General features: G+C 56.5%; 19 protein-coding genes and 1 pseudogene. 8 read left to right on the top strand and 12 right to left on the bottom strand.

What is annotated here, in order from left to right; all coding sequences use genetic code 11:
• Positions 1 to 6: 6 nt before the first annotated feature.
• Positions 7 to 1,653, bottom strand: a complete 1,647-nt coding sequence (locus CKW16_RS29290; protein ID WP_095132868.1) for a phosphoethanolamine transferase — start codon at positions 1,651 to 1,653, stop codon at positions 7 to 9.
• A 232-nt stretch (positions 1,654 to 1,885) separates the two neighbouring features.
• On the opposite strand from CKW16_RS29290, the gene galE reads away from it, so the two are divergent.
• Positions 1,886 to 2,863: a UDP-glucose 4-epimerase GalE gene (gene galE / locus CKW16_RS29285; protein ID WP_095132866.1), complete on the top strand. Its 978-nt coding sequence runs from the start codon at positions 1,886 to 1,888 to the stop codon at positions 2,861 to 2,863.
• Between the two features lie 44 nt (positions 2,864 to 2,907).
• Here galE and CKW16_RS29280 read toward each other — a convergent pair whose 3' ends face one another.
• The 6 genes from CKW16_RS29280 to CKW16_RS29255 form a co-directional block, all read right to left on the bottom strand.
• Positions 2,908 to 3,639 (bottom strand): CpsD/CapB family tyrosine-protein kinase, encoded by a 732-nt coding sequence (locus CKW16_RS29280; RefSeq protein WP_256580558.1) that lies wholly within the window; start codon positions 3,637 to 3,639, stop codon positions 2,908 to 2,910.
• Positions 3,640 to 3,707: 68 nt separating this feature from the next.
• On the bottom strand, positions 3,708 to 5,270 hold the full coding sequence (locus CKW16_RS29275) for a lipopolysaccharide biosynthesis protein (protein WP_095132860.1): 1,563 nt from the start codon (positions 5,268 to 5,270) through the stop codon (positions 3,708 to 3,710).
• 20 nt (positions 5,271 to 5,290) lie between these two features.
• Positions 5,291 to 6,346, bottom strand: a complete 1,056-nt coding sequence (locus CKW16_RS29270; RefSeq protein ID WP_371918060.1) for a hypothetical protein — start codon at positions 6,344 to 6,346, stop codon at positions 5,291 to 5,293.
• An 86-nt stretch (positions 6,347 to 6,432) separates the two neighbouring features.
• Entirely contained in the window at positions 6,433 to 6,990 is a 558-nt protein-coding gene (locus CKW16_RS29265; protein WP_095132857.1) for a polysaccharide biosynthesis/export family protein, read from the bottom strand.
• 461 nt (positions 6,991 to 7,451) lie between these two features.
• Entirely contained in the window at positions 7,452 to 7,949 is a 498-nt protein-coding gene (locus CKW16_RS29260) for a hypothetical protein (RefSeq protein ID WP_095132855.1), read from the bottom strand.
• A gap of 411 nt (positions 7,950 to 8,360) precedes the next feature.
• Positions 8,361 to 9,014, bottom strand: coding sequence for a peroxiredoxin (locus CKW16_RS29255; protein ID WP_008155786.1), 654 nt, complete (start codon positions 9,012 to 9,014; stop codon positions 8,361 to 8,363).
• Positions 9,015 to 9,212: 198 nt separating this feature from the next.
• On the opposite strand from CKW16_RS29255, the gene CKW16_RS29250 reads away from it, so the two are divergent.
• On the top strand, positions 9,213 to 9,929 hold the full coding sequence (locus tag CKW16_RS29250; RefSeq protein WP_095132852.1) for a glycosyltransferase family 25 protein: 717 nt from the start codon (positions 9,213 to 9,215) through the stop codon (positions 9,927 to 9,929).
• A gap of 101 nt (positions 9,930 to 10,030) precedes the next feature.
• On the opposite strand, the gene CKW16_RS29245 is transcribed toward CKW16_RS29250, so the two are convergent.
• Positions 10,031 to 10,360, bottom strand: a complete 330-nt coding sequence (locus tag CKW16_RS29245) for a hypothetical protein (protein ID WP_008146735.1) — start codon at positions 10,358 to 10,360, stop codon at positions 10,031 to 10,033.
• Positions 10,361 to 10,544: 184 nt separating this feature from the next.
• Here CKW16_RS29245 and potE point away from each other — a divergent pair, with 184 nt between their 5' ends.
• Together potE and CKW16_RS29235 are read left to right on the top strand one after the other, a co-directional pair.
• Positions 10,545 to 11,948, top strand: coding sequence for a putrescine-ornithine antiporter (potE, locus tag CKW16_RS29240; protein ID WP_095132850.1), 1,404 nt, complete (start codon positions 10,545 to 10,547; stop codon positions 11,946 to 11,948).
• 2 nt (positions 11,949 to 11,950) lie between these two features.
• Positions 11,951 to 14,236 carry an Orn/Lys/Arg decarboxylase N-terminal domain-containing protein gene (locus tag CKW16_RS29235; RefSeq protein WP_095132848.1) on the top strand — a complete coding sequence of 762 codons (2,286 nt, stop codon included), beginning with the start codon at positions 11,951 to 11,953 and terminating at the stop codon, positions 14,234 to 14,236.
• 92 nt (positions 14,237 to 14,328) lie between these two features.
• Here CKW16_RS29235 and betA read toward each other — a convergent pair whose 3' ends face one another.
• The 4 genes from betA to speB form a co-directional block, all read right to left on the bottom strand.
• Positions 14,329 to 16,017: a choline dehydrogenase gene (gene betA, locus CKW16_RS29230; RefSeq protein ID WP_095132846.1), complete on the bottom strand. Its 1,689-nt coding sequence runs from the start codon at positions 16,015 to 16,017 to the stop codon at positions 14,329 to 14,331.
• Positions 16,018 to 16,019: 2 nt separating this feature from the next.
• On the bottom strand, positions 16,020 to 17,588 hold the full coding sequence (locus CKW16_RS29225; protein WP_095132844.1) for a cytosine permease: 1,569 nt from the start codon (positions 17,586 to 17,588) through the stop codon (positions 16,020 to 16,022).
• 102 nt (positions 17,589 to 17,690) lie between these two features.
• On the bottom strand, positions 17,691 to 19,199 hold the full coding sequence (locus tag CKW16_RS29220; protein ID WP_095132842.1) for an aldehyde dehydrogenase: 1,509 nt from the start codon (positions 19,197 to 19,199) through the stop codon (positions 17,691 to 17,693).
• Between the two features lie 27 nt (positions 19,200 to 19,226).
• Entirely contained in the window at positions 19,227 to 20,231 is a 1,005-nt protein-coding gene (gene speB, locus CKW16_RS29215; protein WP_095132840.1) for an agmatinase, read from the bottom strand.
• A 151-nt stretch (positions 20,232 to 20,382) separates the two neighbouring features.
• On the opposite strand from speB, the gene CKW16_RS29210 reads away from it, so the two are divergent.
• The 4 genes and pseudogenes from CKW16_RS29210 to CKW16_RS29195 form a co-directional block, all read left to right on the top strand.
• Positions 20,383 to 21,297 (top strand): LysR family transcriptional regulator, encoded by a 915-nt coding sequence (locus CKW16_RS29210; RefSeq protein WP_095132838.1) that lies wholly within the window; start codon positions 20,383 to 20,385, stop codon positions 21,295 to 21,297.
• Positions 21,298 to 21,354: 57 nt separating this feature from the next.
• Positions 21,355 to 22,863 (top strand): sigma-54-dependent transcriptional regulator, encoded by a 1,509-nt coding sequence (locus CKW16_RS29205; protein WP_095132836.1) that lies wholly within the window; start codon positions 21,355 to 21,357, stop codon positions 22,861 to 22,863.
• Positions 22,864 to 23,339: 476 nt separating this feature from the next.
• On the top strand, positions 23,340 to 23,714 hold the full coding sequence (gene gcvH / locus CKW16_RS29200; RefSeq protein WP_095132834.1) for a glycine cleavage system protein GcvH: 375 nt from the start codon (positions 23,340 to 23,342) through the stop codon (positions 23,712 to 23,714).
• Between the two features lie 10 nt (positions 23,715 to 23,724).
• Positions 23,725 to 24,022: pseudogene (locus CKW16_RS29195) on the top strand (glycine dehydrogenase (aminomethyl-transferring)); the annotation flags it as partial.

The raw sequence follows: 24,022 nt of genomic DNA, 5'->3' as shown, positions 1-24,022 counted from the left end.
GGCTATTTAAAGGGCGTCAAAATCAAACGATGGAACATAGCCTGCGCCGAGCAGATGTGGACATTTCGACGATACGAAATCATCACTTAATAAATCATCCGAACTTTTGTACTTGCTCGTAAAAACCCCTGTGATATTTAAAAGAGTATGTGGCAAGGAGGATATGCTGATTTTCTGACTTTCTCTTTCCTTAAGCTTTAAAAGCTTGAGCGATTGCTCGCTTGAAACATTATCGGATGCCCAGATAAATGCCGAAACCGGGAGATCGTATTTATTGCCAATCCCATGACCCAGTAGCCCTCGACTGTCATCCATCATGTTTTCACCATGATCCGATGAATAAAACAAGACAGATGGTTTTTTGCTCGACTTCAATTGATCAATAATTGCGCTCAGTAGCCAGTCCGTATACAAAATACTATTATCATATTCTGCGGTAATTTTGTCTTTGAAGCTGTCTGTTGATGGCTTGAACTTATCGAATTGTTCTGGGTATCGGCGTGAATACTCGAAATGACTACCCTTGACATGAATAAATATCGCTTTCTTTTCTGTATCGCTTTTATTTAGTATTTTTTCATATTCTGAAATCAACGCCCCATCATAGCTTCTCTCAAAATACTGACGGTATTGTGCCTCTGCAGCTATTTGTGGAATTATTCCGCCAAAACTATCAACCTCTTGCACAGACAACCAATAGGTCATATACCCGGCTGCGCGATATATACTCACCAATGATTTTGTTGACGCAATGGCGTCCCAATCCGAGATAGGCTCAAGGCTCAGCATTGAAGGAACCGCGAACGAGGTATAGGGGGCCGTCGTGCAGATCTGATTAAACTTGAAAATCCCCGCCTGCTTACCGAGATTTGGGGTTGTTTCCTTGTTATAACCGTAGAGGGACCAGTTCTGCGGTCGTGATGACTCACCGATTACAAAAACGATGGTTTCTATATTTGATTGATTCGACATGCCGGTTATTTTTACATCAGATTCCCGACGGCGCTTGATAAGCTCCTCCGTCCCCAAATACAAGTTTGCAGTAAGAGCAATTTGTGACAAATAACCTACTGGCGTGCTTTGATCTTTTGCAAGGAGATCCATGACTGCAGATTTCCCGAAAGAGTTAAGTTTTACGGTTTTATAAAAATACGCCCCATAGCCCACTAGCAAGGCGCTAACCATCAAAACAAAAATACCCTTGTTTTTATACAATTCGCGCTTATACAGGCCTATTAATCCAACCCCATAGCAAAATATGAAAATCACCAAAACGATACTGATGGGCTGCCAATAGGTCGGCAAAAATTCGCTGGCCTCCTGATAGTTTGTCATGCCAATAAATATATAGGCAGCTGTTAATCTCGAGTTGAAATTCAAAACCAAAAAGAGATCAATAGCTGCTACCAAATAGAACGGCAGCAGAATAATGTGAACCTTGAATTGATTAGATGAAATAAATCTGATTGCCAGAAGCCACAACACCGACATGCCAAGGGTGTAAACGACCAATAAATCAATTTTAGAGTATTGATAGCTTGTTAGCGTTCTAATAATCAACGGCGATAGCAGAAATGACCACAACACTAAATTTGGCCATTCTGCTTTTAATATTTTTAATGAGCAATCGGTAATTTTGGCGGAGGTTTTCATTTGATATTTATTCTCGCAGGATGCCCAAATGCCTCCTCAGAGGGTAGCTTCAATTGGCGCGCTCGCTGTGTCTTGTTCGAAAATTCTCTCCTTTAGCGCTCCAAACGTAGCGAGTCTCGGCTATTGCCAGCAAGCTTGTAGCGAAAAATCCAACTTGTCCTTTAATGTAATGGTCAGGCGGATCGAACTGACGTTGCAACCTGTGCTTGCACAGCAATAGTCGGAGATCAGGATGAAATTTTTGGTGGTGGGTGGCGCGGGTTATATCGGCTCGCACATGGTGAAGCAGCTACTGAGTGCAGGTCACGATCTTGTGGTGGCAGACAATTTCTCAACGGGTTATCGCAGCGCGTTGAGGGGCGGGACATTGGTCGAACTGGACATAGCCGACGAACAGGCGCTGGACGTCCTGTTTGCGGGACACCACTTCGATGCCGTGTTCCACTTCGCCTCCTTTATACAGGTGAGCGAATCCGTCGCCGAACCTGCCAAATACTATCAGAACAACTTCGCTGCCACCCTGACGCTGCTCCAGGCGATGGTTCGCGCCGGGGTTAAACACTTCATTTTTTCCTCGACCGCCGCCGTCTACGGTGACCCGGTGTATGTACCGATCGACGAGAAGCATCCCAAGGCCGCGATCAACCCTTATGGACGCAGCAAGTGGATGGTGGAGCAGATGCTTGAAGATTTCGACCGCGCATACGGGCTGAAATCGGTCTGCCTACGCTACTTCAACGCCGCCGGAGCAGACCCTGAAGGACAGTTAGGTGAACGCCATGAACCGGAAACCCACCTGCTGCCCCTGATCCTGCAAGCAGCCTCCGGACGGCGCGCCACCATCACCGTCTATGGCCGTGATTACGACACACCTGACGGCACTTGCATTCGCGACTACGTCCACGTTGTCGACCTGGTTGCCGCTCACGCGCTTGCCGTGGATTATCTGCTGGCAGGGGGTGCAAGCACGGCGTTCAACCTCGGTAACGGTCAAGGTTTCTCAGTACAGCAAGTGATTGACACCGCGCGCTACGTGACCGGCCAGGATATCTCTGTCAGCGAAGCGCCACGTCGCGCGGGCGATCCACCACGCCTTGTGGCCGATCCCGGCAGGGCCAACACATTACTTGGCTGGCAACCGCAATTTGGCTCACTTGAACAGATAGTGGCGCACGCCTGGAGCTGGGAGCAGAAGTACCCTTGGCACTGAACGTCGGCGCCAGCCAATAGCGCCGACCTCCTGCGGGTGATGCTCTAGTAGTAAGTGCGGTTTTCGGGCTCGGCTTTGTTCAACACCGTGCCAATCAGATTGGCAGTCCCAAGATGATGCAGGCTTTCCTCGATCTCTTTCTTGCTGTTCAATCCATTAGCGACAACGAGCAGGACGCAGTCGAACCTGGGCAAGACGTTAATCACATCATCCGAACTCAACAATGGCGGCAAGTCAAAAATCACGATACGTGAGTTGTAGCGCTCGCGCAGATCAGCAATCAAATGGCTCACTGCAGGCGATGACAACACCTCGGTGGAAAGAGGAATCGGCTCACGCGTCGGCAGGACCACAAAGCGCGGCAAGGTCGGATTGACCAGTACTTCTTGCAATTCAGCTTCATCTGCCAACAATTCATTAAGCGATTTATCCATCGGCAGACCCAGATACTCACCCACCTTCGGACGACGCAAGTCGAAGTCCACCAGTAACGCCGTCTTGGTCGTGTGATGCGCGATACTCATTGCCAGGTTTATAGCCAACACCGTCTTGCCTGCCTCCGGAGTCGGCGAGGTGATGGCGAGCGTGCGCCAGCCATTTTCTTCCATGATTTTTAGCACTTGTGTACGCAGTAGGTCGAATGCCCCGCCCATATTCGAATTTTTGTTGTAAGCCACAATGCGGTTGCGCTCAAGGTGATCTGGTCGCAAAGGTACAACCTTGGTTTGCACATAACTGAGTGCGTTCAGTCCTGTGGACTGCGCGGTCGGTGTCATGGCTTTTGACGAGGTCTGTTGCTCGGCTTTTTCGGTATCGGAATTGATTATTTCCATGGCTATATTCCTTATGCAAACCGGCCCAGAGCTTTAAACATCAGTAGATCCAGAGGCATGTAGAGGAAGTGCAGGAGCACCAGAAAGATCGCGATTGTCACGGCTCCACAGACGATCAATAGCGTTCGCCACTTCCTGCGGCGTGCCAGTTCAGCCTTGGTGTGAATGTAGGGAATGGAAACCAATACGCGTCTACCCAGCACGCTGGCCAAGGCCTGGGCGCCGCGCACACGCTGACTCATCATCTCGAGGAGCATCACCAGCGCGCCAGCACCCACCGGGGCAAGCAAGAAACCCATGGCAACCACTTTTTTACGGTTCGGCCGTACCGGCTTTTCGGGCATCAGCGGCGACTCCAGAAGAACAAAACGCTCGGCTTTGTTTTCCTGCTCCAGGCTCTCGGAAATTTTCGCACCCATTTCCTTCGTGCGAATCTCCTCATATTTTTTACGAGCATTATCATGGTCACGCATCACCGTGACCAAGCCGCGCTCGATTTGCGGCGTCTCAATAATTTGTGCCTCGTATTCGGCTATTTTTCCGAGTATTTGCTGCTTTTGATCGGCCAGCGACTTGATACGTGCTTCTGCTGCGAAGATCCGCGCCTGAGCCCTGGCAACGTCCAGATTGACCGAAGCCGCTGCACCATCAGCACCTTTGCCAGCCTGAAGTGCAGCAATTTTGCGTTTGACGGCACGCACGTCGGGGTGGGCTTGCGTGTACAGCGACTGCAACCGGGTGTACTCCGCTTTGAGGCTAGCCAGATCCTGTGGTTTATCAACTGCCGCACCGGGTGCTCCAGGCCTGATCGCTAGCCCGGCATTCGCGGCGGAAAGCTCCAACTCATTGAAGCGCAACTCCTCACGGGCAGTCTTGTAGTCACGGTCGACCTCTTTGAGCTCGGTTTCGGCGCGCGTCAACATATTCATGCGCAGCTCTTGATGCTCGGGCAGCGCGTTGCTGTGTGCCTGTTTGAAGTCCGCCAACCGGTTCTCCAGGGCTTCCAGTTCCACCCTGAGCTTGTCTGCCTCCTGCGTCAGGAACTCTGTCGTTTCACTGGCGCGTTCGGTGCGCTGCTTGATGTTTTCATCCAGAAACAGCGTCACCAGCTCCTTGGCGACTTTGTTCGCAATCTCTGGCTGCCTGTGTTCAAAGGAAAGACGGAAAGCAATCGTCACCTCTCCGCGCCCCTTGACGGCAGCACTGACCAGGGAGACCACAATCGCATTGCGCATTTCTTCGATCTTCTCGGTAACGCTCAGTTGCCTACTTTGCGAAGCAAAAAGATTGTACTTGTTGATGATCCCTTCCAGATGCTCACGGGTCATCACGCGCTGGCGAATGACTTCGATGCGCTCATCGGCAAAGGTATTGTTGTTGGCCGCCACCAAGTCTGGCGAAATCTGCTGAGACTCCACCAGAATCGTGCCGGATGACTCATAGGTAGGCGGAAGAGAAATCGCTACCGCTATGCACACGCCGAGTATGACCACGAAACTCACGATCAACAGCAGGGCGTGGTGCTTGATGATAGCTAGGTAGTCGTTGAACGACATTTCGTATTCAGAGGTCATATTTCTCACACAGCTGAATGTCAGAGACCGGGATAACTATAGGTCAGCGTCAACCCGACGACGTTTGCAGTGGCATCCGGCAAGCCATCTTGCTGGCGTTGTTTGTATGTGTAGGATAGGCGTGCAATCCAAAAAGGCGAGAGTTCCTGACTAAACCAGGCACTGTAATTTTGCAGGGTATTCGGCGTCCGGCCTTTGGCGTCTTGCCAGGAAGCATCGAAACCGGTGCGCCGGGTCTCGTCGATGGCATAGCTCCATGTACCCCTCAGGGCATCCACCTCGACGAAACCACCGTCCCCGCTGGCGAGAGTGCTACGACTGGCGTCGATGCTGGTATCAATACGCTCACCGGCATATTGCAACATTAAACCGCCCTGGCCTTTGGGGCCGCTACCGGTGCCGGAGACTTGGTTGAGACCCGCGTAGGCCGTCCCCCTAAGCCGCTCGGAGAATTGGACATTCAAGCCGACCGTGGGGGTGTAGCTGTTTGAGGAAGCCACCCCAGACCCCTCCTCCGGCTCATAGCGCCTCACGCCAAGACGGGTGAACAGCTCGACCTGCTCACTCCATGCATAGTTCCAGCTGAAGCGGGTCGCCAGCTCGTCATAGTCGGTCAGTGAATCAACATCGTAAGTGACATGAGTGTAGTCAGTCTCGTTAACCAGGGTACTTCGCTCGCTGAGAGCAGTGCTCCAGTTGCCGCCCACCAAATACATCTTTTGCGTGCCATCAGAGGCAACTACGCCGGTTTCCTGAACCACCGTGGAAAGCGTAGAGTTTTCTTCATACCTCGCCGTGAGTCCAAAAGCACCCGTTTCGGTCTCGCGCTGCCACCCTAACCTTAATCTGGGATCTTCACGGTCCGAAACGATCGACGTATCCGACGAACGCACGATATTTACCCCGAGACCGAACTGGAACTCATCCCGTCCGGAAGTACCCACGAGGCTGTAATCGGGGGCGATGATGGTACGGGTCACCCCCTTCTCATCACTCGTGAGCAGCAGTGGGTTGCTGTCGTACTCGACCGTCGAAGGCACTGCTATTGCTGATTGCCAAGTAGCGGCATAGGCCATGTCCGAACACGACAAAGCCAGGATTGCCGTCGCAACCCCGGTCGTTCGAAATCCAAGCAAGATAATCCTTAGTGCCTCGCGCAAGGCTAAGGCACGACCAGCGTATCGCCGGCTTTAAGTAGAAAATTGGTGGACATGTCATCCCCCGACATCAACTTGCTGTAGTTGACGCGCAGGATCTCTTGTCTAGCCCCGTTGAGTCGCACGACCTTAATGTCGTCTTTATCGGCGAATTTGTCGAGCCCGCCCGCCATGCTTATTACCTGCAGTACTGACGTCTGACCTGACATATGCACGGTGCCGGGTTTCAGCACTTTGCCCTGAACGTAGACGAGATTACCTTCGGTGCCGGTGACGACAACGCTCACCTGCGGATCAGGTATGAAAGCCTCAAGCTTGACAGCGATTTGCTTCGCGACAGCGGTGGCATCAAGCCCCGCAACATTGACTTGCCCTGCCAGCGGGAAGGTAATGCTGCCATCGGGGAGCACGCGTACATCCTGTTTGAGCTTGTCTTCGCCCCAAACGGAAATAGAAAGGTTATCTCCCGGACTCAGCCGGTAAGTCGGGTCGTTTTCGACGGCATTGGAAATGCTGGGCCAAACGGCCAGCGCGCAGAGCACAGGTATCAATGAACGGAACATCGGGATCCCTCCGTCTTAGTAGCCATGCAAGGAGTCTAGAACAAAAAAACCAAGTCAAATCACTCTAGCCTATTTCACGCCAAAGAAATGCCTGAACAGCATTCCCCTTGAGCGTCTGGGCGGTCAATTCCGCCAATGCAACACACTCGAAATCGGAACGTTAGTGCAAAACAGCAGAATCGTTTTATTTAACAATGACTTGGAGCAAGCAAGCTGCCCCCGATGTATTACGCGCCAATATTAACTACACCATGCCCGCTTGAGCTGGCTCAACTGCGACACTGTCAACCCGACGATGGCTATGTTTGCCAGCGCAACTAACTGATATCAACAATTACAAACCAAGCATCATTGCAAGACCGGTATTATCCGCAAAAACAATACATAAAGTCGTGTATCCAGCCAGCCATCAGAGTGACCGTCTAACAGCCCTTATTGCCGAAAACGTTAACAACCACCCCCTATATCTTCCGTCGGTTGGCGACCACAATAAAACCAATCAACGCGGAAGAAAATAACCATGCTGCCGCATAAAGCGGTACTGCATTGGGTTGGTTTATATCAGATACCCTTACCAAACTTTTATCCTGGAGAGGTGAATCATTCTTGAGTTTCTTATTTTCAACCGCCGCCATTAATCCGTCACGCGAAGAAGAATTGACGGATACATCAACGCCCGAGTCAGCGTGATGTATGACACTGTTAACTTTCGCAGAATGGGCATCATCGACGTAAATACCAGTGATCAACGAAGGCAAGCCAAGGCTCTTTCCAAAAGTAAGCAGTGCGCCACCCGCGTGCTCTTTGAGAGCCTTACAAAGTTGAGGCCCTAACTCCTCGCAAGCGCTGCTTATGCGACTAATCTCATAGGCCAAACTGGTCACCTGAGCACTAGCAACGGCTGCACCATTCAGGATCACAGACAACAACACAAATTTAAGGACAAGTGTTGAGCGCATAACACCGCCTCCTTGCGCAGGGGGTTATTCTTTTGGCGGTTGAAGGAATCTTTATCGGCTAAATTGAGCCTATAAGCACATCGCTATTACGTCAATGGTCCGTCACAACAATAAATCGAAATTTCATTTAGGGAGGATGGCGTCAAAATAACGACACAGCCAGCACGCCAGTCCGGTGAATTCTATCCATGTGAAATAGCTTCACGCATGGGCGTGCGGCCGAGAGTTTTTGACGCATGAAGACGGCATGGCGGGTAAAGGCTCCCCGTGCATTCTCAGCCCTGGAACACTGTAGAAGTCTCGGCGCTGCGCCAGGGAACCATGCTCAACCTCCCAGGCACCCGCGCCGAGCAGATCAATGCAATGCGCGCAAAAGGCATCGCGATTGAAGACAGGATGAATGACTGACCATTACTTCGGTTGCGCCACCGTACGCAAATAAGGTTTCACCGTCTTGAAGCCATCCGGGTACTTCTTCCTTGCGTCGTCGTCGGATACCGACGTAGGAATGATCACGTCCTCACCCGGACGCCAGTTCACCGGTGTGGCAACCGTGTGCTTGGCGTTTAACTGAATAGCATCGAGCAGCCGTAGCACTTCATCGAAGTTGCGCCCGGCACTCATCGGGTAGACCAGCATCGCCTTGATCTTTTTATCCGGGCCGACAATGAATACTGAACGCACCGTGGCGTTGTCCACGGCAGTACGAGCGCCGCCACTGGCGTTCGGGTGAATCATGTCGTAGAGCTTGGCCACCACCAGATTCTCATCGCCGATCATGGGGTAGTTGACCGCATGGCCCTGGGTTTCTTCGATGTCTTTGGCCCAGGTCTGATGGTTACCGACCGGGTCGACGCTGAGACCGACAATCTTGGTGTTGCGTTTGTCGAACTCCGGCTTGAGCCCGGCCATATAACCGAGTTCAGTGGTGCAGACCGGGGTGAAGTCCTTCGGATGTGAGAACAGGATGGCCCACTTGTCGCCAATCCATTCGTGGAAATGGAGCGTGCCTTCGGTGGTTTCGGCGGTGAAATCCGGTGCTTCGTCGCCAATACGAATGGTCATGTGCGTTCTCCTCGCTGTGAAGGGTAGGGAAACTCTCGGAACGATTCAGTATAGGAGACCTTGAAGACTTCGCTCTGCACCCCGCCGAAGAGCTGGCGCACGCCGATTTACGAGACTAAAACTTCATCCAGAAATGCTGCCTATACTGCAATCCGGCCAATCCAACTGCCCTGATTGTCTGCGCTAAGGACCTGACAGATGAATGTGATCGAATATTTTGATCGAGTAAGAATTATCAATATCTCGTCAAGAAAGGATCGCCGATTAGAAACAGTAGAAGAATTCACTCGCAACGGCTTTCACATTGATGATGAAAAAATAGGCTTTTTTGAGGCTGTTACGCCCAGTGAGGGAAATGGCTTCCCGAGCGTCGGGGTCAGAGGCTGCTTTTTAAGTCATCTGGGGGTGCTGGAAGAGGCAATGCGCCTGAACTTGAAAAATATCTTGATCATGGAGGACGACATACAGTTTTCCAGACATATTTCTGAATATGGGAGAGAGGCGATCGAGTCTCTGGAAGGTATGGAGTGGGACATCGTCTACTTTGGGCATCCGTTTGAAGAGAATTCAAACTTGCCCGCTTGGAAAGCAGTCGACCGGCCAATATATTTAGCCCATTTCTATGCTGTAAACGGGAAATGCTTTGGGAAATTGAGGGATTTTTTATTCCAGATTCTGGAGCGGCCACCGGGACATCCTGACGGAGGTCCGATGCATTATGACGCTGCTCTCAATACGCTTATTCATAAGAATAAAGAAATTCTGGCTTACTATTTCACCTGGAATTGTGGCTATCAAAGGCCCTCGCGGACGGACCTGCATGAGCTTTCCATCTTTGACAGGGTGCCTCTCCTGCGGCCGGTAATGGGTATGCTCAGGAGGTTAAAGGCAAAGAACCTGAGAAGAACTCGATAGTTTTCTCTCTTTAGGGAAGGTCAGAAGTACCCAATGCCTGACGTAACCAGTCCGGCACGGCGCAGGAGCCGCGTCCGGGTGATTGTGGCGGACCGCCCTCGTCATTTGCGCGCCAACTTGTACCGGACGCACTCCTCGTAAAAGCTCTCGCGCAGGGCTGCGGGCTTCATCCGCGAATGACTGTCATAGGTCTGCTCGGTAATGCCCATCGCCATCATGTGCATCCACGGCTTGCTGAACTTGTAGGTATGTAACTTTTGCCGCGCTGCATACAGTGAAACTCCGGACAGCTTGAGTTCCTGGGCTCTCGCCGCAGTACCTGCACCCCAGCTGCAAATATAACGATCATTCGATGCCAGCTCTTTGGCCTGGACAGAGGCGGCAACGCTCGCCAGGCCTAATGAAATCAGCGCAACCATCACATTCCGCATTTGCATTCAATCCTAACTATCTGAAAATAAATTGATTTTGGTCAAAACTTTCAGACTTCGGGGCCAGCAAAATGCCTTAAATGCGCTATAGCTTGTTTTCTCCGTGTCTTACGGACATTTCTTGCGACATTTCAAACCTTTGCTATAGCTAACACTCTATCCCGCCAACGAATGAGGCAACGGAATGTCAGCCGCAAAGAAAATGACAGTGGGGCAACTGACGATGTTGACAGCCGTCAACATGTTGGGCTCCGGCATTGTGCTGCTCCCCACAAAACTTGCCGAAGTCGGCGGTATTTCCATCCTTTCCTGGCTGATCACGGCCACTGGCTCCCTGGCGCTGGCCTATGCCTTTGCGCGCTGCGGGATGCTCAGCCGAAAGACCGGGGGCATGGGCGGCTATGCCGAATACACCTTCGGCAAGGCGGGCAACTACATCACGAACTACACCTACGGCCTCTCGCTGTTGATTGCCAACGTGGCGATCAGTATTACGGCGGTCGGCTATATCCAGGAGCTGTTCCAAGTTGAACTGGGCTCACTGCAAGTGGGTCTGGCAACCATCGCTCTGTTGTGGATCACCACTTTCGCCAACTTCGGTGGCGCGCGGATTACCGGCCGGATCGGTTCGATCACGGTCTGGGGTGTCATTGCGCCGGTGGTGCTGGTGTCCACCATTGGCTGGTACTGGTTTGACAGCAGTGTCTACGCCGCCGGCTGGAACCCCCACAACATGGGCTGGTTCGAAGCTGCAGGTGCATCGGTGGCGATCACCTTGTGGGCGTTCCTCGGCCTGGAGTCGGCGTGCGCCAACACCGATGCCGTGGAAAATCCGGAGAAGAACGTACCGATTGCGGTACTCGGCGGCACCCTCGGCGCGGCGGTGATCTACATCGTCTCCACCAACGTCATCGCCGGTATCGTCGACAACCCGGAACTGGCCTCCTCAACCGCACCGTTCGGGCTGGTCTTTGCCAAGATGTTCACCCCTCTGGTCGGCGACATTGTGATGGCCGCGATGGTAATGGCGTGCATCGGTTCGCTGCTGGGTTGGCAATTCACCATCGCTCAGGTCTACAAAAGCTCGGCAGACACCGGTTACTTCCTGTCGATCTTCGCCAAGTCCAACAAGGCCGGAACCCCGATTGTCGGCATGCTGGTGCTGCTGGCAGTGCAGACGGCGCTGGCTTTTCTCACCATCAGCCCTGACCTGAGCAAGCAGTTCGACACACTCGTCAACCTCGCGGTGGTCACCAACCTGGTGCCCTACATCCTCTCCATGGCCGCGTTGATGACCATTCAAAAGGTATCCAACGTTCCGGCGGGCGCGGCGCTGATAACCAACATCATTGCGTGGGTGGCAGCGGCTTACAGCTACCTGGCGCTGTACAGTTCGGGCGCGCAGGCACTGATGCTCGGCGGCGTGGCAACGATCTTCGGATACACGCTGTTCGGCTTCGTCAACAACCGCCTGATCCGTCTCGAAGCGCTCAATAACAGCGTACCGACACAGACCGTCAGCGCCCAGCACATCACGGGCGAGCCGGTGCCGGTCAATAACTTGCAAGCAGTAAAAGTGGAGGCTTAATCATGACGGAATATAGACATTCGCTCGGAATGCTCACGCTGTTGGTCAGCAGTCCGCCGGACAAACGCACCGTCTTTGGTCGCGCCCTGCATCAGTTGATCAACGATGTGGAGGAACGCGCCGTCCGGGTGCTGGCATCGGAAACCTTGAGCGACGCCACGTCGATCCTGTGTTCGGACCCCGCCATTCAATGCGTGCTGCTCAGCTGGGAAATGGACAAAAGCGAAGGCCACGAGGAATGCATCAAATTGCTGGTCAGCCTGCGTGAGCGCAACACCCGGGTGCCGGTCTTCCTGATCAGCGACCGCAGTACCGCGTCGAACATTCCGCTGGTGGTCATGCAGCACGCCGATGACTTCATCTGGTTGCCCGAGGACACCAGCCGCTTCCTCAGCGGACGCATCCTGGCGGCCATCGAACGTTATCGCCAAGCCGCGCTCCCTCCGATGTTCGGTGCGCTGGTGAAGTTTGCCCGGACTTATGAATACTCGTGGCACACCCCTGGTCATGCCGGCGGCACAGCGTTTTTGAAGAGCACCGCGGGGCGCGCCTTCTACGAGTTTTTTGGCGAGAACCTGCTGCGTTCGGACCTGTCGATTTCAGTCGGTGAACTCGGTTCGCTGCTCGATCACAGCGGCCCCATCGGCCAGGGCGAGCGCTACGCCGCCAAGGTGTTCGGGGCCCACCGCACCTACTACGTCACCAACGGCTCGTCGATGTCCAACCGCGTCATCCTCATGGCCAGCGTCACACGCAATCAGATCGCCCTGTGCGACCGCAACTGCCACAAGTCCGCCGAGCATGCGATGACCCTGTCCGGGGCCATTCCGACCTATCTGGTGCCGACCCGTAACCGCTACGGCATCATCGGCCCGATCCTGCCGCAAACCCTGAGCGCCGAAGGCGTGAATGCCGCTATCGCCAGCAACCCGCTGGTCAAGCAAGGCATCGACCCGACACCTGTCCACGCGATCATCACCAACTCCACCTACGACGGCCTGACCTACAACGTCACCCGCGTCGAAGAGTTGCTGGGGCAAAGCGTCGATCGTCTGCATTTCGATGAAGCCTGGTACGGTTATGCGCGTTTCAACCCGCTGTACCGCGAGCGTCACGCCATGCACGGCAGCCCGGACGATCACGACGACTCGAAGCCTACCGTGTTCGCCACCCAGTCGACCCACAAGTTGCTGGCCGCCCTCTCCCAGGCCTCGATGATTCACGTACGTAACGGCCGCAACCCGATCGAACACGGGCGCTTCAACGAGTCGTACATGATGCATGCCTCGACTTCGCCGAACTACGCAATCATGGCTTCGTGCGACGTCAGCTCGGCGATGATGGAAGCGCCCAGCGGGCAAATCCTCACCACCGAATCGATCGAAGAAGCCATCAGTTTCCGCCAGGTCGTCTCGCGCATGCACAACGAGATGTTGAGCAAGGATGACTGGTTCTTTACCTGCTGGCAGCCGCCGACCGTGCAAGTTGGCGCGGCCACCGTGCCGTTCCATGAAGTCGACCCGGTGCTGTTGAAAACCGAGCCGAACTGCTGGGTTCTGCATCCCAACGCGGTATGGCACGGCTTCGGTGACATCGAAGAAGGCTACTGCATGCTCGACCCGATCAAGGTCTCGGTGCTCAGCCCCGGCATGGGCGACGACGGCAAACTGCTTGATTCTGGCATCCCGGCCTGTGTGCTCACGGCCTACCTGGGACGTCAGGGCATCGTGGTCGAGAAAACCACCGACTTCACCATCCTGTTCCTGTTCTCGATCGGCATCACCAAAGGCAAATGGGGCACCTTGCTCAATGCCCTGCTCGACTTCAAACGCGACTATGACGACAACGTCGAACTGGAACTGTGCCTGCCGGATCTGCTGGCCGCCAATCAGACTCGTTACGCCGGCATGGGCCTCAAGGACCTGGCCGACGAAATCTTCGCCGCCATGAAGAAACACAAAACCACCGCCAACATGTCCCAGGCGTTCGGCACACTGCCGCAAGCCGAATTCAGCCCGGTGGAGGCCTACGAAAAACTGGTCAGAAACGAAATCGAACGGGTGACACTCGAAGAAGCCGCCGGACGCATCGCCGCGACCGGGATCGTGCCGTATCCACCGGGCATTCCACTGTTGATGCCGGGCGAAAACGCCGGGGCTGCGGACGGGCCGTTGCTGGCCTATCTCAAGGCGCTGGAAGCCTTCGACAAATCCTTCCCGGGTTTCACCCATGACACCCATGGGATCGAAAGCGAGGGCGGGGTTTATCGCCTGCTGGTGTTGAAATGAGCTAGCGCCTGTACGTGCAACAAAGTAAAAAAACGGGCGCCCTGAAGGCGCCCGTTTTACATGTCTTCCCCTAAGCGATTAACCCGTCGGGTTTAAACCCTCACATTGCGCCCTGGTAACGATGATCGCTGGCTGGTTTCCCAATCCTGGACAAGCCCGACGGGCGCATCGGACGCTGGCAGCATGGTGCGCCCACGAACCAGATCGGAGGCCCGTTCGGCCAGCATGATGGTCGGTGCATTGAGGTTGCCGTTTGGCTCGGTCGGGAACACCGATGAGTCGATCACCCGCAAACCCGCGATGCCCCGCACACGCAGCTCGGAATCAACCACTGCCATCTCGTCCTCGCCCATGCGGCATGAGCCGCAAGGATGGTAGGTGCTTTCCAGGTTTGCACGCACGAAGGCGTCGATTTCTTCGTCGGTGTTCACCTGTGGCCCGGGCGCAATCTCGCCGTCGCGGAAGCGGTCCATCGCCGGTTGGCCGATGATCTCGCGAGTCAGGCGGATGCAGCGGCGGAAGCCTTCGCGGTCTTCTTCGCGTTGCAGGTAGTTGAATTGAATCTCTGGATGCTCGTAAGGGTCAGCGGAACGCACCCGAACATAACCGCGACTTTTCGGTTTGTTCGGCCCGGTGAGCACCATGAAGCCGTGGCCCTTGATCGGTTTGTTGCCGTCATAACGCATGGCCGCGGGCAGAAAGTGGAACTGAATGTCCGGCCAGCGCAGGCCCTTGTCCGAGCGGATGAAGCCACCGGCCTCGAAATGGTTGGTGGCGCCGAGTCCGTCCTTGAACAACAGCCAGCGCAGGCCGATCAACAGTTTGCTCAGCGGGTCCATTTTGCTGTTGAGCGTCACCGGCTCCTTGCAGCCGAACTGGATGTACACCTCGGCGTGATCCTGCAGGTTCTCCCCTACTCCCGGCAGGTCATGGCGCACGCCAATTCCGGCTTTGCGCAGGACCTCGGCCGGGCCGATACCGGAGCGTTGCAACAGGTGCGGCGAACCGATGGGACCCGAGGAAATCAGCACCTCACGGTTGCAATAAACCTGATGGGTCTGCCCTTCATGGTCATACATGACGCCGACGGCTCGCTTGCCTTCAAGGATGATCTGGCGAGTCATTGCATGGGTGATCACGGTCAGGTTCGGACGTCCCATGGCCGGGCGCAGGTAAGCGTTGGCCGTGGAGCAGCGCACGCCGTTTTTCACCGTCATGTGCATCGCGCCGAAGCCTTCCTGCATGTAACCGTTGCAGTCATCGGTCTTGATATACCCCGCTTCTGCGCCGGCCTCGACCCAGGCCCCATACAACGGGTTTTTCATGTGATTGCCGTTGGTGGTGTGCAAGGGGCCGGTGCTGCCGCGATAGCCGTCGCCGCCCTCTTCGTAGTGCTCGGCCCGCTTGAAGTAAGGCAGGCAATTGCGGTAGCCCCAACCCTCTGCACCGAGGGACTCCCATTCGTCAAAGTCATAGGCGTGGCCACGGATGTACACCAGGCCATTGATCGACGACGAGCCACCGAGCACCTTGCCCCTTGGGCAGTGGATACGACGTCCGTTGAGGAACGGCTCTGGCTCGGTTTCGTAGCGCCAGTTGTACTTCTTGGTGTTCATCGGGATCGAGAAGGCACTCGGCATCTGGATCACCACACTGCGATCGCTGCCGCCGAATTCAAGCACCAGTACCGAGGTGGCCGGGTCTTCGCTCAAGCGGTTGGCCAACACACAACCTGCCGAGCCGGCGCCGATGATGATGTAGTCGTATTTTTGCGTAGCCATGATTATCTCCGGACCGCCGATTCGTTGAGAACGGGCAACGACGGCTTGGTCAACGTGTCGCCGGTGGTGTATTGCGGGGATGTTTTTTCGATGTGCTGGATGACGATTTCTTCGCGCTTGAGGTCGATCGAGCGGCTGAACCAGTAGTACACCAGCCCCGACACGATCAGCCCGACGAGCCAGGCGATGTCGATGCTGCCAAGCGCTTTGGCGAGCGGGCCGACATAGACCTCACGCTGTTCAACGCCGTCGTAGATGTAGAAGAACGGGATCATCGAGATGAAGCCGATGGCATACGCCGCGATGCCGCGCAGGCCCCAGCTACCGTAGATGTTGCCGTGGGGCATGAAGAAGTGCGGGATGGCGTAGCGACCCTTGCGGACGAAGAAGTAGTCGGTCAGGTTGACCGAAGTCCATGGCACCAGGAAGTACAGCATCACCACCAGGTAGATGCCCAACACCGACAGGCCCTTGCCCGAACTCTGAATGCTCAGGGCCACGCCCAGTTGCAGCAGGATCACAAAACCAATCGCCAGAATCCGTGCCTTGCGGGTCGGTTCGATGTGCTTGATCGAGTCGACGCAGGTCAGCGTGGTCAACTTCGCGCTGTAGATATTCATGGCGATGACCGGCAGGAACGCCAGGATCGTGACGACCACTACCACGGTCCCCATCAGCGGCGACACCGTGTTGCCGACTTGCCCTAGGGCCACCAGCACGTCCGTGGAATGCAGGTGGTCGGCCAGCCAGCCACCGACGGAAATCATCCATGCGCCGGACAACGAGGCCCCCAGGAACACCACGGCGATCAGTTTGCCGCTGGAGGTGTTCTTCGGCAGGTAACGCGAGTAATCGGATACATACGGGGCGTAAGCGATGTTGTAACTCGCCGCTGCCGCGAACTGGGCGATGAAACCGGTCCAGTTGAAGCCCAGCGGCGCCGGGGCCACTTCACCGGCCGCGAGTACCGGCACCGGGGCATCGGGAACCCAGCCCATCAGCACCGCCAACGTCACCAGGCCGTAAAGTGGAAGCGACAGATACAACGCCCATTTGAAACTGCGGTGCATCCAGTCATGCCCGAGAATCGCCAATACAGCCGCCGGTATCGTCACCGCCACCGCGATCACCGCGGGGTTGAAGCCAAATAGCGTGTGCAGCCCCTGCATCATCAACACCAGGTTGACGATGTTGAAACCGGCGAACACAAACAGCGTCGCCAGCAGCACCAGGATCACACCGCGATAGCCGAACTGCGCACGGGACTGGATCATCTGCGGCAGGCCAAGGTGTGGGCCTTGCGAGCCGTGAAAGGCCATGAACAACGTGCCGAACATGATGCCCAGCGTGCCGGCGAGTGTGGTCCAGAGCGCGGTCAGGCCGACGCTCGGGCCGACGAAGCCGATGGTCATGGTAAAGAAGGTGAAATTGCCGAGGAACCAGAACGGGCCCTGGCTCGACAGTTTATCGGTGCGCTCGTTCTCCGGGATGAAATCAATCGAATGGCTTTCGACGACGGGTTTGTCGTCCAGGACCGACACGCTCAGGGCTGACTTGGCGTTAGTGTTCATGATGGTCTCTTATTGTTGGAAGATCATGACGAGATAACTGCGTTGTTTTGGGTGAACGCCCCTGTAGGAGCGAGCTCCCACAGGGATTGAGTCAGCCTTGACTCAGGGAAGTGTGATCCAGACCGCCTTGGTCTCGAGCAGGTAATCGAGCTGCTCCGCGCCCAGGTCCTTGCCGAATCCGGACTGTTTGTAGCCACCGAACGGCATCGACGGGTCGAGGGTGCCGTGGGCGTTGACGTAGACCGAACCCGCTTTCAACCGTGGGATCAGGCTGTGCACCTTTCCAAGGTCATTGGAATACAGTGCGGCCGCCAGGCCGTAAGGCGAGTCATTGGCCAGGGCCAAGGCCTCTTCTTCATCGTCGAACGGTGCGGTGACCAGCACCGGACCAAAGATCTCTTCCTGGACGATGCGCATGTCGTTGCGGCAATGGGCAAAAATGGTCGGTTCGACGAAGAAACCGGGGCCTTCGACAGGCTGGCCGCCGTAGACCAGTTCGGCGCCCTCTTGCTTGCCGGTTTCGATGTAATCGGTCACTCGCTCCTTCTGCAACGCCGAGACCAACGGGCTGATGAAGCAGTCTGGATCCAGACCCGGCGCGATTTTCAGCGTGCGGGTGTAGGCGATCAGTTCGCGCAGGAATTCGTCGTAGACGCTGCGATGAATGTAGGCGCGAGTACCGGCATCACACACCTGACCGGAGTTGAAAAACACGCCGTTGGCAATGGCCTGGGCGGCGGCCGGCACGTCGGCATCGGCCAATACGATTACCGGTGATTTTCCTCCGAGTTCTAGGGTTAGTCGCTTCATTTCGTCCAGCGCGGCGCGGCCGACGGTACGGCCGACCGGGGTCGAGCCGGTGAAGGTGAGCTTGTCGATACCGGGGTGCGTGGCCATGGCCGCACCGACCACGCTGCCGCGTCCGGTCACGATGTTGATCACCCCGTCCGGGATGCCGGCTTCCTGCACCAGTTCAGCAAAGCGCAAGGCTGACAGTGAGGTCAGTTCGGCGGGTTTGACCACTACGGTGCAACCGGTTGCCAGTGCCGCGCCGAGCTTCCAGGCCATGGTTTGCAGCGGGAAGTTCCAGGGCACGATGGCCCCGACCACACCCACCGCTTCCTTGCGCGTATAGGCCAGGTAATTGCCCGGCAGCGACGGTTCAACGGTGCGGCCATGCAGCTTGGTCGCCCAGCCGGCGAAGTAACGCAGCGTATCGACGGTGCCCTGGATATCGACATCCCGCGCGAAGGCGACTGACTTGCCCATGTCGATCGATTCGATTTCCGCCAGTTCGGCGGCGTTGCTTTCAATCAGGTCCGCCAGGCGTTGCATCATCCGCTCGCGTTCCGCCGGTTTGGCCTGGCGCCAGGCGCCACCGTCAAACTGTGCGCGAGCGGCTTGCACGGCGCGATCCAGATCCTGTGTGGTGCCCATCGGAATACGCGTGATCAGGCCCTCGGTCGACGGCTCGATAACATCGGACGTCTGCCCGTCGCTGGCCTCGACAAAGGCGCCACCGATGAACATTTTCTGAACCTTGCTGAGGAAGGTCTGGGTGGCTTCGGATACACCGAATTTCTGCAAATACTGCTTAACGATCGTGTCCATTTTCATTCCCTCTGTGCGGCGGTCAGATCACGCCGTGGCCGTGGTGGTTTCGCTCATGGCGTTCCGCGCTTGAGCCCGCTCATGAAAGATGAAACCGATGCTGTTGAGCAGCAGTTGCGCCGCCAGAATCGAGGTCATGCCGGAAGGGTCATAGACCGGTGCAACCTCGACCAGGTCCATGCCAACGATGTTGCCTTGGCTGCGTTTGGCCAGGGCCTGGATGATTTCCAACACTTCGTAATAGAGAAAGCCGCCGTGGCTTGGGGTGCCGGTGCCGGGTGCGATGGACGGGTCGAAACCGTCGATATCGATGGTGATGTAGTAGTTGATGTTCTGCGGGATCAACGCCAGCACACCTTCGACGCCGAGTCGGCGCACATCACGGACCGAAAGGATCTTCGAGCCGGCCGCATGGGCGGCTTCATAGTCGTCGCGATTGGACGACGACACGTTGCGGATGCCCATCTGGGTCATGCCGACGATGTGGTTCATTTCGGACGCGCGACGCAGTGGGTTGCCATGGCCGTAGCGAACGCCATGACGCTCATCGACGAAATCCAGGTGCGCATCGAAGTGGATGATGTGAATCGGGCCACGGCCCTCGAACGCCTTGATCACCGGAGCGTGAACCGAGTGATCGCCACCGAGTACAACCGGCATGACACCGGCATCCAGAATCTTGCGCACGGCGTATTCGGTGTTCTCGTTACTGGTGACCATGTCGGTGTGCACGATATCGGCGTCACCGACGTCGACCATGCGCACGTCAGCGGCGGTCAGGTACATGACGTCATCTTCGTGGTCATAGGCGCCGGCATGGCCGAAGGAAAACAGGGTCGATGCCTCACGAATGCCGCGTGGTCCGAAGCGTGCGCCGGAACGCCACTGGGTGCCCATGTCGTTGGGCACGCCGAGGACCGCCACGTCCGCATCCAATGCATCCCAATCGGTGCACACCGGGGATTTGCCAAAGGTGCAGTGACCCACGAATGGCAGGTTCAGGCGACCGGATTCATAACCGTTGTTCGACATTTCAGGCATCTCCAATTCTTGTTATCAGCTAGCGGACTTGGAAGGCGACCGCCGTTGGAATGACTATGGGCGCAGGTTTTCGTGGAAAAAATGCTAAACATCAGATACTCATATCGGCATTACCGATGCATCCACACGCGGGAGGTTCAAGGTGATCCAGCTGCACGATGTCGATCTGAAACTGCTCAGGGTGTTTGCCACGATTGTCAGGTGCGGCGGCTTCTCTGCCGCGCAGGCGGCGTTGAATGCCGGCCAATCAACCATCAGCGAACAGATGACTCATCTGGAAACCCGGCTGGGGGTCAAGCTCTGTCAACGCGGGCGCAGCGGCTTTCGCCTGACCGAGCAAGGCGTGGCGATCCACGAAGCCACTCAGCGCCTGCTCTCGGCGGTGGAAAATTTCTGCATGGACGCTGACGTGCTCAAGCAGCACATCAGCGGCAAGCTCAATCTGGGGATCATCGACACCACCATTACCGATCCCGATTCTCCATTGCCGCGCACCACCCAGCGCTTCGTGTCGAGGGGGCACGACGTCCATCTGAACGTGTACGTCGGCACCCCGGCCGAACTGGAAGAACGCGTACTCGACGGTCGACTGCACCTGGCCATCGGGCATTTCCCGATTCACGTTCCGGGCCTGTTGCATACACCGCTGTATCAGGAAGCACTGGGGTTGTATTGCGGACGGCGGCATCCGCTGTATGGCAGCAAGACCGAGGGCGACGAACTGCTCGAAGAGATTGCCGCGAGCCGGATTGTCGTCAGGGGTTACATGCAGCAGTACGACCTGGAACACCTGGGCGTCAGCAAGGCCGCGGCGACCGTGGACAACATCGAAGCGCTGGCGATTCTGCTGATCTCCGGCGCCTACCTGGGCTTTCTGCCGATGCACTTCGCAGCCCAGTGGATCAAGACCGGTGAGATGCACCAACTGGCACCGACGAGCCTGCAACTGATGTCGCCGTTCGACGTGATCACCCGACGCGGCACTGCCCCGCCGCCGATCCTTCAGGCGTTCCTTGAGGATCTGGCCGCCTGTTCGCGCACCACCGGCAACACCTGACAGACACAGTTGGTGCCGGTCATACTCATTCTGTTCGCAACCCTTGCAGGCCACCCTATGCGCATCCACGTCACCTTCATCGACCGCGTCGGCATCACCCAGGAAGTGCTGGCCCTGCTCGGTGGGCGCCGTTTCAATCTGGATGCCGTCGAGATGGTGCCGCCCAACGTTTACATCGATGCGCCCACCCTCGGCGCCGATGTTCTGGAGGAGTTGCGCGAGGCCTTTCTTGGTGTGCGGGGCGTGCAAGCGGTGACGATGGTCGACATCCTCCCGGGGCAACGCCGACGCTTGCAACTCGATGCCTTGCTCGCGGCCAGCACCGACCCGGTGTTGGCGGTGGATGAGCGCGGTCATGTGCTGCTGGCCAACCCGGCGCTGATTTCGCTGTACGGCCGGGAGCCCGCCGGTGAACCGCTGACGGCACTCTTCGATGATCCCTCCTTGCAACAGACGTTGATCGAACACGGTTACCGCCTGCCCATGCACGAGGTCAGCCTCGGTGGCCAGACGCTGCTGCTAGACGCCATGCCGATCACCGATGCCGGCGCCCTGCTGACCCTGTATCACCCGAACCGCATCGGTGAACGGCTCTCGGCGCTGCATCATGACCATGCCGAAGGTTTCGATGCGCTGCTCGGCGAATCTCCAGCGATTCGTACGCTCAAGGCCCGCGCCCAGCGTGTTGCAACGCTCGATGCACCGTTGCTGATTCAGGGTGAAACCGGCACCGGCAAAGAGTTGGTGGCGCGTGCCTGCCACGCGATCAGCGCCCGGCATGACTCGCCCTTTCTGGCCCTGAACTGCGCGGCACTGCCGGAGAGCCTCGCCGAAAGCGAGCTGTTCGGCTACGCCGCGGGCGCCTTCACCGGCGCACAACGGGGTGGCAAACTCGGCCTGGTGGAGCTGGCCGACCAGGGCACGGTGTTCCTCGACGAAGTCGGTGAAATGTCGCCCTACTTGCAAGCCAAGTTGCTGCGCTTTTTAAGCGATGGCTGCTTCCGTCGAGTGGGTGGCGATCGTGAGGTCAGGGTCAACGTGCGGGTCCTCAGCGCGACCCACCGTGACCTGGAGAAAATGGTCAGCGAAGGCAGTTTTCGCGAGGACTTGTTCTACCGTCTCAATGTACTCAATCTGCAAGTGCCACCGTTACGCGAACGCGGCCACGACATCCTGTTGATGGCCAACCATTTCATGCAGCAGGCCTGCGCGCAGATCCAGCGTCCGGTCTGTCGACTGGCGCCCGGGACCTATCCGGCGCTGCTCGGCAACCGCTGGCCGGGCAATGTGCGGCAGCTGCAGAACGTGATTTTTCGCGCCGCCGCCATTTGCGAAAATCCGTTGGTGGACATCGACGACCTCGACATCGCCAGAACGGCGGTGGAGCGACGAAACGACGGTGAAGTCGGCAGCCTGGAGGATGCCGTCGAAGGCTTTGAAAAGAACCTGCTGGAACAGCTCTACAGCAGCTATCCCTCCAGCCGTTTACTCGCCGCCCGCCTGCAAACCTCGCACAGTGCAATCGCTATCCGCCTGCGTAAATACGGGATTCCCGCAAAGGTGTGATGCCAGCAACAACGCAAACTTGTAGCAGCTGCCGAAGGCTGCGTTCGGCTGCGAAGCAGTCGTAAAACCGGCTTACTCGATATTACTGACGCACCTCATTGCCTGATCTCACGACTGCTGCGCAGCCGAACGCAGCCTTCGGCAGCTGCTACGGATCGCGTTGCCCTTGACCCTGAGGACTGACTTGGACCTCAGACTGTCTACAAATCGATACGGCGTATCGAATTCAAGACAAAACCCTGCGGCTCGGCTGGCCCGCACTAAGTCCCCTCCTCCGTGGATATCTGTATTGATTTCAATACGGACGCAATCCGCTAATCATCCAGAAATCTCATCAACTTATTGATCTATAATGAATTAACTAGATTGGCACCGCCCTTGCTATCAACCCTCAAGCCACGCTCGTTGCCCAACACGAGCCTGCCAATCGCCATCCGCCACCAGCAGTGGATGAGTCTGAACAATGAGGAGTTGATATGAGCGAATTGCGTTTTACCGTCGATCACGAATGGCTGCGTCTTGAGAGCGATGGCCTGATCACCGTGGGTATCACCGCTTATGCCCAGCAAGCGCTGGGTGACGTGGTCTTCGTTCAGGTACCTGAACTGCGTACCTTCGGCGCTGGCGATGAGGTGGCGGTGCTGGAGTCGGTGAAAGCCGCCAGCAGCGTGTACATGCCGCTGGACGGCGAAGTGGTCGAGGTGAATTCGACGCTGGAAAGCTCCCCCGAATTGATCAACGAAGACGCGCTGGGGGAAGGCTGGTTCTTCCGCATGCGCCCCAGCGACACGCGTGCAATGGACGCCCTGCTCGACCAAGCCGCTTACGAGCGCCTGACCCACGACGCTTGAGGACTTCTGCATGACTAACTTCCTCGACACCCGCAACGAATTCATCGCCCGCCACATCGGCCCGCGTGCCGGCGACGAGCAAGCCATGCTCAACAGCCTCGGCTTCGACTCGCTGGAAGCCCTGAGCGCCAGCGTCATCCCCGACAGCATCAAGGGCACCAGCGTCCTCAGCCTCGAAGATGGCCTGAGCGAAGCCGATGCCCTGGCCTTGATCAAGTCCATCGCCGGCAACAACCAGCTGTTCAAGACCTACATCGGCCAGGGCTACTACGGCACGCACACGCCGTCGCCGATCCTGCGCAACCTGC

Source organism: Pseudomonas sp. Irchel s3h14 (assembly GCF_900187425.1).
In the GTDB taxonomy this organism is placed as follows: Bacteria; Pseudomonadota; Gammaproteobacteria; order Pseudomonadales; family Pseudomonadaceae; genus Aquipseudomonas.
Note: the sequence above shows the minus strand (reverse complement) of the source record. Positions and strands in the feature narration are given on the sequence as shown.